The organism is Caballeronia sp. SL1002 (assembly GCF_057814995.1).
The window spans coordinates 866829-881596 of the sequence record NZ_JBYMUW010000003.1; the positions used below are offsets into that span (position 1 = coordinate 866829).

General features: G+C 58.4%; 12 protein-coding genes and 1 pseudogene. 8 read left to right on the forward strand and 5 right to left on the reverse strand.

The genetic code is table 11. The annotated features are described in order from the left end of the window. The first annotated feature begins 85 nt into the window (after positions 1-85). The 4 genes from manD to AC3D25_RS21335 all read left to right on the forward strand — a co-directional run bounded on the left by manD (position 86) and on the right by AC3D25_RS21335 (position 4600). Positions 86-1294, forward strand: a complete 1209-nt coding sequence (manD, locus tag AC3D25_RS21320) for a D-mannonate dehydratase ManD (RefSeq protein WP_488890409.1) — start codon at positions 86-88, stop codon at positions 1292-1294. Positions 1295-1327: 33 nt separating this feature from the next. Further along, entirely contained in the window at positions 1328-2365 is a 1038-nt protein-coding gene (locus AC3D25_RS21325; RefSeq protein ID WP_488890410.1) for an L-idonate 5-dehydrogenase, read from the forward strand. Positions 2366-2418: 53 nt separating this feature from the next. Continuing rightward, positions 2419-3717 carry an MFS transporter gene (locus AC3D25_RS21330; protein ID WP_488890411.1) on the forward strand — a complete coding sequence of 433 codons (1299 nt, stop codon included), beginning with the start codon at positions 2419-2421 and terminating at the stop codon, positions 3715-3717. A 130-nt stretch (positions 3718-3847) separates the two neighbouring features. Beyond that, positions 3848-4600 carry a GntR family transcriptional regulator gene (locus AC3D25_RS21335; protein WP_488890412.1) on the forward strand — a complete coding sequence of 251 codons (753 nt, stop codon included), beginning with the start codon at positions 3848-3850 and terminating at the stop codon, positions 4598-4600. A 285-nt stretch (positions 4601-4885) separates the two neighbouring features. Here AC3D25_RS21335 and AC3D25_RS21340 read toward each other — a convergent pair. The 3 genes and pseudogenes from AC3D25_RS21340 to AC3D25_RS21350 all read right to left on the reverse strand — a co-directional run. Beyond that, positions 4886-5065, reverse strand: a pseudogene (locus AC3D25_RS21340) (IS5/IS1182 family transposase); the annotation flags it as partial. Then, positions 5029-5451 carry a transposase gene (locus AC3D25_RS21345; protein WP_488890505.1) on the reverse strand — a complete coding sequence of 141 codons (423 nt, stop codon included), beginning with the start codon at positions 5449-5451 and terminating at the stop codon, positions 5029-5031. The pseudogene AC3D25_RS21340 and the gene AC3D25_RS21345, both read right to left, overlap by 37 nt. A 201-nt stretch (positions 5452-5652) precedes the next feature. After that, positions 5653-6258 (reverse strand): TetR/AcrR family transcriptional regulator, encoded by a 606-nt coding sequence (locus tag AC3D25_RS21350; RefSeq protein WP_488890413.1) that lies wholly within the window; start codon positions 6256-6258, stop codon positions 5653-5655. 127 nt (positions 6259-6385) lie between these two features. Between AC3D25_RS21350 and AC3D25_RS21355 the strand changes: the two genes are divergently transcribed. From AC3D25_RS21355 to AC3D25_RS21365, 3 genes are all read left to right on the forward strand, one after another. Then, on the forward strand, positions 6386-7309 hold the full coding sequence (locus AC3D25_RS21355) for an NAD-dependent epimerase/dehydratase family protein (protein ID WP_488890414.1): 924 nt from the start codon (positions 6386-6388) through the stop codon (positions 7307-7309). Between the two features lie 2 nt (positions 7310-7311). Further along, positions 7312-7656, forward strand: coding sequence for a DoxX family protein (locus tag AC3D25_RS21360; protein WP_488890415.1), 345 nt, complete (start codon positions 7312-7314; stop codon positions 7654-7656). A 319-nt stretch (positions 7657-7975) separates the two neighbouring features. After that, the gene (locus AC3D25_RS21365; protein ID WP_488890416.1) at positions 7976-8650 is read left to right on the forward strand and encodes a DUF4410 domain-containing protein; all 675 of its coding nucleotides are present in this window, start codon (positions 7976-7978) and stop codon (positions 8648-8650) included. Between the two features lie 368 nt (positions 8651-9018). On the opposite strand, the gene AC3D25_RS21370 is transcribed toward AC3D25_RS21365, so the two are convergent. Beyond that, positions 9019-9348, reverse strand: coding sequence for a hypothetical protein (locus AC3D25_RS21370; RefSeq protein WP_488890417.1), 330 nt, complete (start codon positions 9346-9348; stop codon positions 9019-9021). 573 nt (positions 9349-9921) lie between these two features. On the opposite strand from AC3D25_RS21370, the gene AC3D25_RS21375 reads away from it, so the two are divergent. Continuing rightward, complete coding sequence (locus AC3D25_RS21375; RefSeq protein ID WP_488890418.1) at positions 9922-12126, forward strand: OsmC domain/YcaO domain-containing protein; 2205 nt, start codon at positions 9922-9924, stop codon at positions 12124-12126. Positions 12127-12712: 586 nt separating this feature from the next. On the opposite strand, the gene AC3D25_RS21380 is transcribed toward AC3D25_RS21375, so the two are convergent. Further along, complete coding sequence (locus AC3D25_RS21380; RefSeq protein WP_488890419.1) at positions 12713-14680, reverse strand: alkyl/aryl-sulfatase; 1968 nt, start codon at positions 14678-14680, stop codon at positions 12713-12715. Between the last annotated feature and the right edge of the window lie 88 nt (positions 14681-14768).

The window sequence follows — 14768 nt, forward strand, 5'->3', positions numbered from 1 at the left end:
CCGGGGCGGGAAAACCCGCTGTTGACGGTTCAATATACTTGTATGGTAGCATCGGTTCAGTCGAATGCCACTCAAGGAAATCCCCATGAAAATCGTCCGCGCGGATGTCATCGTCACGTGTCCGGGACGCAATTTCGTCACGCTGAAAGTGGTGACGGACGAAGGTGTGTACGGCATCGGCGACGCTACGCTGAACGGCCGGGAACTCTCGGTTGCGTCGTACTTGAAGGACCACGTGTGTCCGCTGCTCATCGGGCGCGACCCGGGGCGCATCGAAGATATCTGGCAGTTTCTTTACAAAGGCGCGTACTGGCGGCGCGGCCCGGTGACGATGACCGCGATTGCAGCCGTCGACATGGCGCTCTGGGACATTCTCGGCAAGGTGGCGAATCTTCCGCTTTATCGACTGCTGGGCGGCGCGTCGCGCGAGGGCGTGATGGTCTACGGACACGCGACCGGGCGCGATATTCCGGAAGCGCTGGACCGCTACGAGGAGCATCTCGAACAGGGCTACAAGGCGATCCGCATTCAGTGCGGCGTGCCGAACGTGCGGTCGGTGTACGGCGTGTCGAAGGGCAGCGGCACGTACGAACCGGCGACGAAAGGCGCGGTCGAGGAGCAGAGCTGGTCGACGGAAAAATATCTCGACTTCGTGCCGAAGCTGTTCGAGGCGGTCCGCGACAAGTTCGGTTTCGACTCGCATTTGCTGCACGACGTCCATCACCGCCTGACGCCGATCGAAGCCGCGCGGCTCGGTAAATCGATCGAGCCGTATCGGCTCTTCTGGATGGAAGACCCGACGCCCGCCGAGAATCAGGCCGGCTTCCGGCTGATCCGCGAGCATACGGTTACGCCGATCGCGGTCGGCGAAGTGTTCAACAGCATCTGGGATTGCAAGCAGTTGATCGAAGAGCAACTGATCGACTATATCCGCGCGACGCTCACGCACGCGGGCGGCATCACGCATCTGAAGCGGATCGCGGATTTCGCTTCGTTGTATCAGGTGCGCACCGGCTGTCACGGGCCGTCGGATCTGTCGCCGGTCTGCATGGGCGCGGCGCTCCATTTCGACTTGTGGGTGCCGAACTTCGGCGTGCAGGAATACATGGGCTTTCCGAAGGAAACCCATGACGTGTTCTCTCATGCGTGGACTTTCGATCGCGGCATGATGCATCCGGGCGAAGCGCCGGGACATGGCGTCGATATCGACGAGGAAGCCGCCGCGCGCTATCCCTACGATCCGGCGTATTTGCCGGTCGCGCGGCTGGACGACGGCACGCTCTGGAACTGGTAACTACCGAGTCATCGAACATAAAGGAGCAGCACAATGTTTGCAGCCGTTCTTCACGAACCCAGAAAACTCCGCATCGACGAACTCGATGCACCGCAACCTCAGCCCGGCCAGGTCCAGATCCGCGTGCGCGCGGGCGGAATCTGCGGCTCGGACCTGTCGTATTACTTCAAGGGCAAGAGCGGCGACTTCGCGGTGCGCGAACCGTTCGTGCTCGGCCATGAAGTCGCCGGCGAAGTCGCCGCGCTCGGCGAAGGCGTGAGCGGCTTGCGGGTCGGCCAGCGAGTCGCGGTCAATCCGGGTCTCAATTGCGGCGTCTGCCGATACTGCGTCGATGGCATGCCGAACCATTGTCTGAACATGCGCTTCATGGGCAGTGCGTCGACGTTCCCGCACATGCAGGGCATGTTCCGCCAGTACATCGCGGTTGCGGCGCGCCAGTGCGTGCCGGTTCCGGATGCGCTCGATTTCGCGCAGGCGTCGATGGCCGAACCGCTCGCCGTTGCCCTGCACGCGCTGCGTCAGGCGGGGTCGCTCGTCGGCGCAAAGGTGCTGCTGGTGGGCTGCGGGCCGATCGGTTGCATCCTGCTCGCGGTCGCAAAACGCGCGGGCGCTCACAGGATCGTCGCGGTCGATCTTGCGGAAAAGGCGCTCGCGATGGCCGCGGCGCTCGGCGCGGATGAAACGGCGCTCGCCAACGACCAGACGCGCATCGATCAATGGGCGCAGCAGCGCGGCACCTTCGATGTCGTCCTGGAAGCGTCGGGAAGTTCCGCGGGACTCGACACGGCCCTGCGCGCAGCGCGCGCGGGCGGGACCGTCATTCAGGTCGGCAACTTGCCGGCCGGGCAGTCGCCGGTCGCGGCGAATCTGGTGATGTCGAAGGAGTTGTGCTATCGCGGCTCCTTTCGCTTCACCAACGAATATGCGGTCGCCGCCGAAGAACTCGGCGCCGGGAAGATCGATCTTCGGCCGCTGATGACGCATGCTTTTCCGCTCGCGGACGCAAATCAGGCGTTCGAAGTCGCGCATGATCGCAGCCAGTCGATGAAGGTCCACTTGCACTTCGACTGAATCGATAGGCACTGACCGCCCGGCGAAGAAGAGGCGGGAAACCGGAGACTTACATGATCAAGAGCCAGCGATGGTTCGTCGTCGGCCTGCTGTTTCTCGCGGGCGTCATCAATTATCTTGACCGCGCTGCACTCTCGATCGCGGCACCGCTGATTCAAAAGGACCTGAACTTTTCGCATGCGCAGATGGGCATCGTGTTCAGTAGCTTCTTCATCGGCTATGCGCTGTTTAATTTTATCGGCGGCGTCGCGTCGGATAAATTCGGCGCGAAGAAAGTGTTCGGCGGCGCGATGGGAATCTGGTCGATCTTTTGCGGCGCGACCGCGCTCGCCGGCGGCCTTGTCTCTCTGATCGTGTTGCGCGTGCTGTTCGGCATGGGCGAGGGGCCGTTCAGTTCATCGAACAGCAAAATGGTGAACAACTGGTTTCCCCGCCGCGAAGTCGCGAGCGCGATCGGTGTCATCAGTTCGGGCACGCCACTCGGCGGTGCGCTCGCGGGCCCGGTGGTCGGCTATATGGCGATTCAGTTCGGCTGGCGCTGGGCTTTCGTCGCGATCATGGTGTTCGGGCTTGCGTGGCTTGTCTTGTGGACACTGACGACTACCGAGCACCCGCAGCAAAACAAGCGCGTCGCGCGCGACGAACTCGAATTGATCGTTGCGGGCCAGCAGCAGGCGTCGTCGATGGAGCAGGCGTCGTCGGGACACAAGGCCGGCCTTGGCTTCTATCTCCGCCAACCGATTATCCTCGCTACCGCGTTCGCATTCTTCGCCTACAACTACGTGCTGTTCTTCTTCCTCTCGTGGTTTCCGACCTATCTCATGGAAGCGCATCACTTGTCGTTGCACGACATGAGCATCGCGACCGTGATTCCGTGGGTACTCGGCAGCATTGGACTGGCGGCGGGCGGTTTCATCACCGATTTCATCCTGCGTCTGACCGGCAAGGCGCTGATGTCGCGACGCATCGTGTTGTCGGTGTGCCTCGGCGCGGCGGCAGTTTGCGTGGCCTTTGCGGGACGCGTCGCGAGCATGCAGGGCGCGGTTGCCTTGATGTCCGTGTCGATATTCTTCCTCTACGTGACCGGATCCGTCTACTGGGCAGTGATCCAGGACACGGTGCGCCGCGAGAACGTCGGCGGTGTGGGCGGCTTCGTGCATTTGCTCGCGAACCTCGCGGGCGTGATCGGTCCGGCGGTCACCGGCTTTATCGTGCAGGCGACGAATGGGCACTACGGCGGCGCGTTCATACTGGCTGGCGCAATAGCGGTGCTCGGCGCGCTGTGCGCATTGGTGTTTATCCGCGAACCGAAAGCGCAAAATGCCTCGGCAGAGCGTAAGCTAGTATGGTAGTTTTACGAGACTAGTCTCTGGTTCAACCGGTATGGATACGAAAATTGCAATCCCGAAAGTCGTTACGCGGCGTGAGAGAGGCGCGTCTTCGCTGAGAGTCCTGACGGAGAAAGCGCCTGCGCGCGCTCGCATGGTCTCCGGCGGCGACTCGAAAGCACCGCTTGCCGGGGCGCTAGCGGGGTTAACGGCTGACTCGCACGAGCCGATCGGCAAGCAGATATTCCGTTCGTTGCGCGAGGCGATCTTTACGGGTCTGCTGGCGCCCGGCACGCCGCTTTCCGAGAAAGAGGTCTCCGAGATGTTTCACGTTTCGCGCCAGCCTGTGCGCGAGGCATTCATCAAGCTCGTCGAAGCGGGCGTGCTACAGGTCTTGCCGCAGCGCGGAACCTTCGTCAAACGCATTTCGCCGCGCAAGGTGCGCGAGGGGCGGTTCATCCGCGAGGCGATCGAGGCGGCGGTGGTCCGGCGCGCGGCACTCGCTATCACCGACGTCCAGCTCGCTGACCTCGCCGCGAACATGCGCGAACAGAAAGCGGCCTCGAAATCCAACGATACCGCTGCGTTTCTGGAATGCGACGAGCAGTTTCATTTTCTTATCGCGCAGTCGATCGATTGCGTCGCGGCCTGGGAAACCATTCAGGACATCAAGGCGCAGATGGATCGGGTGCGCTATCTGAGTCTCCATGAAGTATCGCCGCTCGATCTCTTGATCAAGCAGCACGCGCTGATCGTGGGCGGTCTGAAGGCACATGATCCCGATGCGGCCGAAAACGCGATGCGCGCGCATTTGCGCGAAATCCTGGTGTCGCTCGGACCGGTGGCGCAGCGTAATCCCGATTGGTTCGAACCGGACGATCCGGAAGCCACTCACTTGACGCTCTGAAGTCGGTAGTCGGAATTTCGGGCTTACCGTGTTGAAGAATTCGCGAGTGTGAGGGCTGCGTTAGCAACCTGCGGTGAATGGGGCGTATCTGATTCCAGATGAGCTTTGCGGGCGGATGATCGCATTTGCTTAAGGAAGGTCTGAATAAATCATTTTCAGCCTAACTGGTCAGCACATTCGAAATTGTTGAGTCTCGGGACTCGTTTTAGCGTTGCAAGCCGAACGATTACTGACCATAAATTGCGCTCGGTGTTTGCAGATCGCCACTCTCGCGGCGTCTATCGCTTACATTTTCAGCAGCTTGCGACGCGCCATCCAGAGATTGGATAGCGCGAACAGCGTTGTCAGTTGTGCGGTGTTCTTTTTCAGACCACGTTAGCGTGCCTTCGCGAAGCCAGACTGCAGTCCGATCACCCGAAACGGATGCTCTACCTTAAAGCGAACGCTTGCTTTAAAGTATTCAATGTCATTGACGATGCGATCCACCGCATCGTCTTTGTCCAGCGCCGCGCGCTTGCCGGGGCACATTGCGACCATCCACTGCAGCAACGTGTCCGCTTTGACAATGTCATGCTCTCGTCAGGCAGACGCATGTTCCAGTTGTCCAGTGCAGCAAACTCTCGAAACAGCGGCACATCGTGCAACGCTTCTTCCATTGCAGGATCGCTCAAGGTGAACCACTGCTGCATAAAGTGGATGCGCAACATCGTCTCTACCGGAAACGGCGGCCTGCCACGCTTACCTTCGGGCGCATGCGGCAATACCAGCGCCACCAGTTCGCCCCATGGAACCACCCGGTTCATCTCGTCGAGGAACTCGCGCTTGCGCGTTCGTTGGTCGTCAAATCCAATCCCAGATTACCTTGTCTCATGCCCAAATCGTCGCAGTCGACGGCATATTTGGCAACTCAATTCCTGCATGATTTATGCAGACCTTCCTTAGCTAAGGACTATCACCACAAAGTCACTGTAAAGAAGGGCGGTGTCGCGCTTTTCGCACTTCAAGCTGTTGCGCTCCGCATGCGATGGCTCAACATTTTCATGCCGTATTCGTTAGCGCAGTGCAGCCGCCACCGCCTCGTCGATCTGCAGCGCAAAGCGGGCTTCAACGTCGGGCACCGTGAAGCCAATGGACAGTTCCAGATACGCATCGCCGAGCACCAACTGAACGAATGTCGCTGCCCGCAATGCAGCAGTTGATTCGTCAAATCGCTTTCGCAGAATTCTGGCGGAGAACACGCGCACGACCTTCGCGCCATTTTCGTAAAACACACGCCCGAGTTCGGGAAGACGTTCGGCCTCAGCAACGATAGCGCGGTAAAGCCTTAGATAGTCCGGCTCGATAAGGCTTCGTGCCAACACCCATCCCAATTCGTGCAGCTCGACTTCTGGTGATCGATCCAATTGCTGGTCCTGAGCACTGGCAAGAAGTTCACCTACCTGAGCGCACATCGAACTCACCAAACCGACAAAGAGCGCTTCCTTAGATTTGAAGTGGCGGTAGACCGTTTGTTTGCCGACGCCAGCGGCCGCGGCGACATCGTCCATCGTTGCCAGTCCGAAGCCCTGGCTTAAAAAAACGGCTTTCGCGCCGTCGAGGATGGCGGACCGCTTTCGGCGCTGCAGCGGGCTTAAATCGGGGGGGCAGGACGTGTTCATGTCCGATAAATACCAGATCGCCGGGTGGTTGACAAGACTAGTCAGTCTCGTTTACCTTCGCGCTAACGAGACTTATTAGTCTCGTTTCGTTTGTTCAACGTCGCAGGCTATCGTCGAGGAAGACATCATGGAACTGTTCATTACAGGTGGTACGGGGTACATCGGGCAAGCGGTCGCGCGCAAGGCAATCAGCCTCGGCCATCAGGTGACCGCGCTTGTGCGTGACGACGCGTCGGCGGCCGCAGTCGCGCTCGCAGGTCTCGGCGTGAAACTGCATCGCGGTGACTTGCGTGAGCCGCAGTCTTTTGCTGCAACCGCCGGCGCCGCCGATGGCGTGGTGCACACCGCGTCGACCAACAACGCATCCGCCGCTGCAGCCGACAAAGCCGCGGTCGATGCAATGCTTGCACATTCGCATCCGGGCGCGGCGTTCGTCTATACATCGGGCACATGGGTGTACGGCAATACGGAGGGTGAGCCCGCAACTGAAGCGACGGCGCTCAATCCGACATCGCTCGTCGCCTGGCGTCCTGCAGTTGAGCAACACGTGCAGACGCTGGCAGCACGCCGCTCGATTGCCGCGGTGATCCTCCGACCGGCGATGGTGCACGGCTATGGCGGGGGGATCTTCGGCATGCTCGCCGGTATGGTCCGTCAGACCGGGAGTGTGAGAGTCGTCGGGGATGGTCGCAATTACTGGCCCGCCGTGCATCTCGATGATCTCGCCACGGCATACCTGAGCGCGGCGGAGCGGCTCGCAAGCGGGGACGATCGAGTCATCGGACAGATCTTCAACGTTGTCGCAGAAGCTGCCGTTCCGGTCGCCGAAATGGGCGAAGCGATTCGAGCCTCGGTCGGCGCCGACCGCGTCGAATTCTGGCCGCTCGACGACGCTCGCAAATCGCTTGGACCCTTCGCTGATGCTCTGGCGCTAGACCAGACGGTAAGCGGCGAGCACGCCCGGCGGGTTCTTGTGTGGGAGCCGTGCGGCCCCGGCCTAATTGCAGACCTCTCTGACCAGAAGCACTTTGAGCCACGCGGCGGAGCATAACGATGATGTTGAACGCTGCATCTTTCGAATCGATTCTCGCGATGATCGTAGCGGCACTGTTCGCGGTTGCCGGAGTGGTCAACCTCGCAGGACTCGGCGCGGTGAAGCGGGACTTTGCACGCTGGGGTTACCCGGCGTGGTTTCGGCTGTTTTGTGGCGCGCTCGAGTTGATCAGTGCAGCGCTTCTTTTTGGGCAACAAACCCGAGTTTTGGGCCTGGCGCTTGCGGGTACGGTCATGACCGGCGCGCTCTTCACGTTGCTCCGAAACCGGGAGCCGTTCCGGCATCTCGCCCCGGCGTTGATCTTCTCGGCGCTGATCGTGGTTACTCTGGCGGTCCGCAGTTGAAGCCTCCTTGCCGATAGGCAACCGGGCGTGGAATGCTAAACCAGGAAGTACCGTAAATTTTTGGAGGTCCGTTGCTGTTGGCGTCGACCGTTGCTTGAGGGTGGGGGAGCTGGTTTGCAAAGTTGCTCAACCGCTTCCGCTCAACAGGCTGTTCGCTATCCACTCAGGCCAATCAGTTTTCTTGCGTGTCAGAGGCGCATGCGCTGCGCAGTGCCGAACTACGTGGGTGTGAGAAGCCTTATCGCGCAACGCTTGAACCGATTGAGGCAGAGAGAGCAGTACACTCTCCGCGTCTATAGGACATTCGTGGAGATGCGCCATGCAGCGTCGATTTCTGCTCATCATGATGGCGGCGGGATGTCTGGGCGCGGCGTCGGCAATCAGCGCCGCGGCGGACGGCCCCCCGTTCGCGGCGCCGCCACCGGTCGTCTATGTGTCCGACTTCGAACTCGATGCAGCGAACGTGACACCTGACAGCGGACCCGGACAGCGTATGCGCCGGCTGCGCGGTCTGCTGCCGAGTGGTCCAGGGCCGATGGGCAAGGACAAGAACCCGCAGGACCACGCTAAGGACATCGTGAACGAGATGGCGGACGCGCTGACTATGGATCTACAAAAAGGGGGTGTCGATGCGCGCCGTATTGTGCCGGGCCAGCCACTACCCTCGGCGGGCTGGCAAATACGTGGTGTGTTTCTGAGCGTCGACGACGGCAATCGTCTAAGGCGAGCAATGGTCGGTTTTGGTGCGGGCCAGAACGATATTCAGGTGGCGGTCTCGTGCGACAGCCTCGCCACTGCCGATTTACCTCCGCTCTACCAGGTAGTCGCGGAGTCCGACAGCAAGGACAAGCCAGGCGCGGTGATCAAACTCAATCCCTATGTGATCGCGGTCAAGTTCGTGATGGCGGGCGGAGACGAGAAACAGACAATCAGGAAAAATGCGCAGCAGATTTCGAATTCGGTGATTGCAAAGCTGCACGAGATAGCGCAGTGAATAACGGGTTGCCGCCTCCTTCGAGACAGTCGAGATGACCGCCTTAGAGGTTATTTTCGACGGCCTTGCATCGGTTTTCTGTGCATCGCCGGACTCAGCGAAAAGCGCGCGGGATGGAAACGCTTCCTGCGCTAATCAAGCCGCCGTCCCAATAGACGCGCGATGAAAGGGCGCTGAATGTCCGTTGCAGGATGCGCCCGGCGTCGCCTTCGGGTCCGCTACGCAACTTCGCCCCGGTCCCAGCGCGGGGTCGGCGCTTGAACCCGAATAGCCAGTGAACCCGGGCACTTCGGCGATCGGCGCACGGCGCACGACGAGGACGTTCGATCATGGTCTTCCCCAAAGTGATGATGAGCGGTCTTGTTGGTTTAAGCGGAAACGGCTTCGCGCATGAACATGAGCCCGAGGTGCTCGGTCGCGCCGATCAGCGCGGCGCAGAGGATCGCCGGGTCGTTGCCGGGAAAGTAGATGCCCTGTTCGATACAGATGTCGGATGAGCCGCGACAGGCTTCGTCGAGACCGAGTGCATCGGCGAGAAAAAGGCCGTCGAAACAGCCCTCTTCTAGCAGCTTCGCGAGCTTGACCCAGGTTGCGAGTCCGTTGTGCCGGGTCTGTTCCGACGTGCCGTGGGTCCACATGCCGCGATAGACATGCGAGACACTGTTCATCGAGAAAGCGTTGAAGATGAGCGGACGCATTGCGCTGTCATTCGAAGATAGCCGCCCTGTGCTGAGGCCGAATGAAGCACCTGCTTAGAACGTATCCGCATGAGCTTTTCGATCGCGCGGCGGAAAACGTGTTCGCGGGGCGGAGACTGGAAATGAGCGGTATGGCGGGCTTCGGGTGCGAATAAGAGACGCGCATGGACGGTGGAGACATTCATCGCCGACGCTTTACGCGTCTCGACAGCAGAGGTTCGAGCCGGGTTCCGATCCGCGCGTCCTGCTGTCGTTGCGAGCGAAGCCGCGCGTCGCGTATCATCGCCGCAATGTGTCGCTGTTCAAGGGTTCTGGCGAGAAATGCAGCCGAACCCGCTCGGTAAGGCGAGGAGGTCGGATTGCGTCTGTCGTGAGCGGCAGAGTGTCCGTCGACGATGCCAGCGCGTTCGGCATGTATTCGAATTTGCTCGGCGCATGGGTGCGAAGCGGCCGCGAACGCAAATATCGGAGATTATTTTTCGGCACTTTCGGGGCTTCTTCAGCGGCCTTTACCACGGACAGTACTAGCGACGGCACGCGCATATTATTTTAGGCACGAATTTAGGAACCAACATGGAAATCAAAGTTAACTTTCTCGATAAGCTCCGCCTGGAAGCGAAGTTCGATGATTTCACGGTAGTGGCCGACCAGCCTATCCGTTATAAGGGGGATGGCTCGGCGCCTGGCCCCTTCGATTATTTTCTTGCCTCGTCGGCGTTATGTGCCGCTTACTTTGTGAAGCTGTACTGCGTAAATCGCAATATCCCGACCGAAAATATCCGCCTGTCGCAGAACAATATCGTCGATCCGGAAAACCGTTACAAACAGATTTTCAAAATTCAGGTCGAGTTGCCAGCGGAGATTTCGGAAGCCGACCGCCGAGGTATTTTGCGTTTCATCGACCGTTGTACAGTGAAGAAAGTGGTGCAGGCCGGACCCGAGTTCGTCATTGAAGAAGTAGAAAACCTGGATGCCGATGCGCAGTCGTTGTTGATGATGAAGCCGGCATCCGACGCCAGCACCTACATTGCGGGAAAAGATTTGCCGCTGGAGCAAACCATCGCCAATATGTCGGGCGTTCTGGCGGGCTTGGGCATGAAGATTGAAATCGCTTCGTGGCGCAATATCGTTCCCAATGTCTGGTCGCTGCATATCCGCGATGCGCACTCGCCGATGTGTTTTACCAATGGCAAGGGCGCGACCAAGGAAAGCGCGTTGGCGTCGGCGTTGGGAGAGTTTATCGAACGCCTGAATTGCAACCATTTCTATGGCGGCGCGTTTTGGGGCGAAGACATCGCCAATGCGGAGTTTGTCCATTATCCGAACGAGCGCTGGTTCAAGCCTGGCCGTAAAGATGCGCTGCCGGCTGGCATTCTGGATGCGTATTGCCTGGAAATTTATAATCCCGACGGCGAATTGTTTGGCTCGCATCTCTACGACACGAACTCCGGTAATGCGCAGCGCGGTATTTGTTCACTGCCGTTTGTGCGCCGGTCGGACGGCGAAGTGGTGTATTTCCCGTCCAACCTGATCGAAAACCTGTTTGTCAGCAATGGCATGAGTGCCGGTAATACGCTCGCCGAAGCGCAGGTGCAATGTCTGTCCGAGATTTTCGAACGGGCGGTAAAGCGTGAGATTATCGAAGGTGAAATCGCATTGCCCGATGTGCCGCACGATGTGCTCGCCAAATATCCCGGCATTCTGGCCGGGATTGAGGGATTGGAAGCGCAGGGATTTCCGGTGCTGGTCAAGGACGCGTCGCTCGGTGGGACCTACCCGGTAATGTGCGTCACGTTGATGAACCCGCGGACCGGCGGTGTCTTTGCCTCGTTCGGCGCGCATCCTAGTTTCGAGGTGGCGCTGGAACGGAGCCTGACGGAATTGCTGCAGGGGCGCAGTTTTGAAGGTCTGAACGATTTACCTCAGCCTACTTTTGTCAGTAACGCGGTGACCGAGCCGAATAACTTTGTCGAGCACTTCATCGATTCCAGCGGCGTGGTGTCGTGGCGGTTTTTCAGCGCCAAAGCGAACTTCGATTTTGTCGAGTGGGATTTTTCCGGCCAGGGCGAAAACACCAATACCGATGAAGCCGCGACGTTGTTCGGAATTCTCGAAGACATGGGAAAAGAGGTTTATACGGCGGTGTATGACCAACTCGGCGCCGTGGCCTGCCGTATTTTAGTGCCCGGTTATTCGGAAGTGTACCCAGTAGAGGATTTGATCTGGGATAACACGAACAAGGCGTTGTTGTTCCGTGCCGATATTTTGAACTTGCATCGCCTGGACGATGCTGGTCTTGCGGCGCTGCTTGAACGGCTGGACAACAACGAATTGGACGAGCACTCCGACATTGCCACTTTGATCGGCATCGAATTTGACGAGAATACGGGCTGGGGGCAGCTAACCGTTCTCGAACTGAAGCTGCTGATCAATCTCGCTTTGCAGCAATTCGAGGAAGCGCAGGAATTGGTGGGAGCCTTCCTGCAATACAACGACAACACGGTTGAGCGCGGATTGTTTTATCAGGCCTTGAATGTGGTGCTGGAGGTGCTGCTCGACGACGACCTGGAAATGGAAGATTACGCGGTCAACTTTGGTCGAATGTTTGGCCAGGACCGAATGGACGCGGTAATGGGATCGGTGGACGGCAGCGTCCGCTTCTATGGTCTGACTCCAACGAGCATGAAACTGGAAGGTCTCGACAGGCACCACCGCTTGATCGACAGCTATAAAAAATTGCATGTGGCGCGGGCCGGTGTGGTGGCTACGGCGAGTTAACGTGGCGAGCGACGGCAGGATGCGATATGCCGTTCGTTCAGTTTAAGAACCGCCGGTTTCGCTACTTGAGTTGGCCGGCGGCGTAGTTCTGGCGTAAAACTCAAGCGCGTGATGGCGATATTGGGATTCTCGCCCATGAGGGCCATGCGGCGGGTGGGGGCGTGAGCCTCCTGGACCTTTTAACATTTGCCGGGAACGGCTTGAGTTAAGCTAGCGCAAGCACCCAACATCTCAGTTGATCGATTGATTCCGAGAGCGCATCGCGGCTCTATAGTCGTCGAATCAGATTTTTTCCACGTCAAATCTGCGTTCCAGTTTTCTAAGACTTAAAAGGACCGCGCCCTCGACCGGGAACGCTGCGTCCGGACGATGGACCCAACCCGCGATCCTTTATCGCCCAGACGGACAGCGAACCCCGTAGTTCGCATTCTTATCTGCGCCTGTCAGTAGCGCAACGCCTCTTCACGAATCAGTCGGGTCGCACGCCCAAGTCAAAAGAGCGGTCGGTTATAGATAACCATGTCTACTGTTAATGCTATAAGTCGTCCGCTCTTAGTTGAACCGGGGTGGTGCGGTGCGGCTCGCTTCAAGGCTCCGCGATAGTGAACCAGAAATCGAACTTGTCGAAGTTACCCAGCATCTCCTTGAACTTCGCCTTGTCTCCGTCGATGGTCACGTCGCCGCTGTCCGTGAGATTGCCCAGTTTTAGCTTGCCAAGTGCAATGTCATCGAGTGTCGAGCGGTTGAGGGTGACCGTGCCATCTACTTTGTCTAGCTGCTTGTCCTTGCTGTAATTCATGACGCCATTCTTTACTTTCAGGACGTACTGCGCCTTGATATCAGGGAATTTCAGGTTGTAGACATAGGACTTGTCCCCGACTTTTGGTCCATTCAGATGAATGGCAAGAAAGTCGAGGAACATATCCGTCGTCATCCCGCGAATGATGTCTGGAGAACTCGTATTCGGCGTCGTCATTTTCTTGACGCCGCCGCGCAGTTCCTGCGCCCCCGAGAGATAAAAGTTACGGGCCGGACCCGATTCGGCCTGGTAACCTAATTGTTCCAGCGCGTCCGCCTCGATGTTGCGTGCCGCCTGGTTTTTAGGTTGCGCGAACACGACTTTGTTCGCCACGGTCGCTGCCCACCGATAGTCGCCTTTGGCATAGGCTGCCTTGGCCGTTGAAATCATTTTGTCCGCTCCGACCATCTCGACGTATCGCTTCGCCTCTTCGACAGGCGGTAACGGGTTGAAGTCAGCCGGATTGGCATCCCAGAATCCTAAATAAAGCTGGTACGTGGCGCGGACGTTATGTTTGAGATCGCCGTAATAGCCGCGGTTATAAAATTCTTTCGCCAGACTATCCGGCAGAACGAATTGTTCGGCGATCTCGTTCATCGTAAGGCCCTGATTTGCCATACGCAGCGTCTGATCGTTGATGTATTTGTATAGGTCGCGCTGCTTTTCCAGATGTTCGACGACGCGGTCGTTACCCCATTGCGGCCAGTGGTGACTGCCGAATGAAACTACCGCGTCGCCGCCCCATAGGTCGATTGTCTGATCCAGCGTACTCGCCCATTTCTGAGCGCTGCGCACCTTTGCGCCGCGCAAGGTAAGGATGTTGTGAAGGGTGTGGTTGGCATCCTCGGCGAGACAGATCGCCTTGAACTGTGGGAAATAGAACAGCATTTCGGCTGGCGCTTCAGTGCCTGGCGCCATCTGAAAGACAATATCGATGCCGTCGACCGTCAGCTTCTCTCCCGTCTTATCAATGATCTTGGTCGGCTCGAACAAGGTAATCGTGCCGGCTGCCGTAGTAAGGCCGAGGCCGCCGCCCACATTCCCTTCCGGGTCCTTCGGCAGAAGATTGCCGTACATGTACGACGCGCGGCGACTCATGACGTTGCCCGCGAATACGTTTTCGCTGACCGCCTCCTCCATAAAGCCTTCCGGCGCAATCACGGGTACCTTGCCGGCCCGTGCATCCTTTTCATCCACGACCGCTCGTATGCCCGCAAAATGATCTACGTGCGAGTGCGTGAAGATCACGGCGGTGACGGGAAGTTTCTCGACCGTGCTATTGATCAGATCGAGGGCGGCTTTCGCGGTTTCCGTCGATGTGAGTGGATCGATTACCACCCAGCCAACCTTGCCGCGAATGAACGTCATATTGGCCAGGTCAATGTTGCGTACCTGATAAATGCCATCGACAACTTTGAACAGCCCACGAATGCCGAGTAACTGCGATTGCCGCCAGAGACTCGGATTGACCGACGCTGGAGCAGGACCACTCTGCTTCAAGAAGTCGTACTGTGAGAGATCGATCACCGTGTTGCCGGCGCTGCCTTTAATAATGGGATTCGGAAGGTCGGCGATGAAACCGTGTCGGGCATCGTCGAAATCCTGTGTGTTAGAAAATGGCAAGTAATCTGCTATTGCCTGATTGGCTTTCCGAGTCGCGTCAGTAGCCGGATTTGGAGCGGCCTGACTAACATCGATGCAGCAGGCGAGAGCGAGGACGGCGCAAACCGATTGCATTCGAGATATTGCGAACATGCGTGGATCTCCGGTCGTGAGAGTCAACGAGACATACCTGACGCTGATTGCGCCCAACCCGAAATGGAAAACTTGACTGATTTCGCTT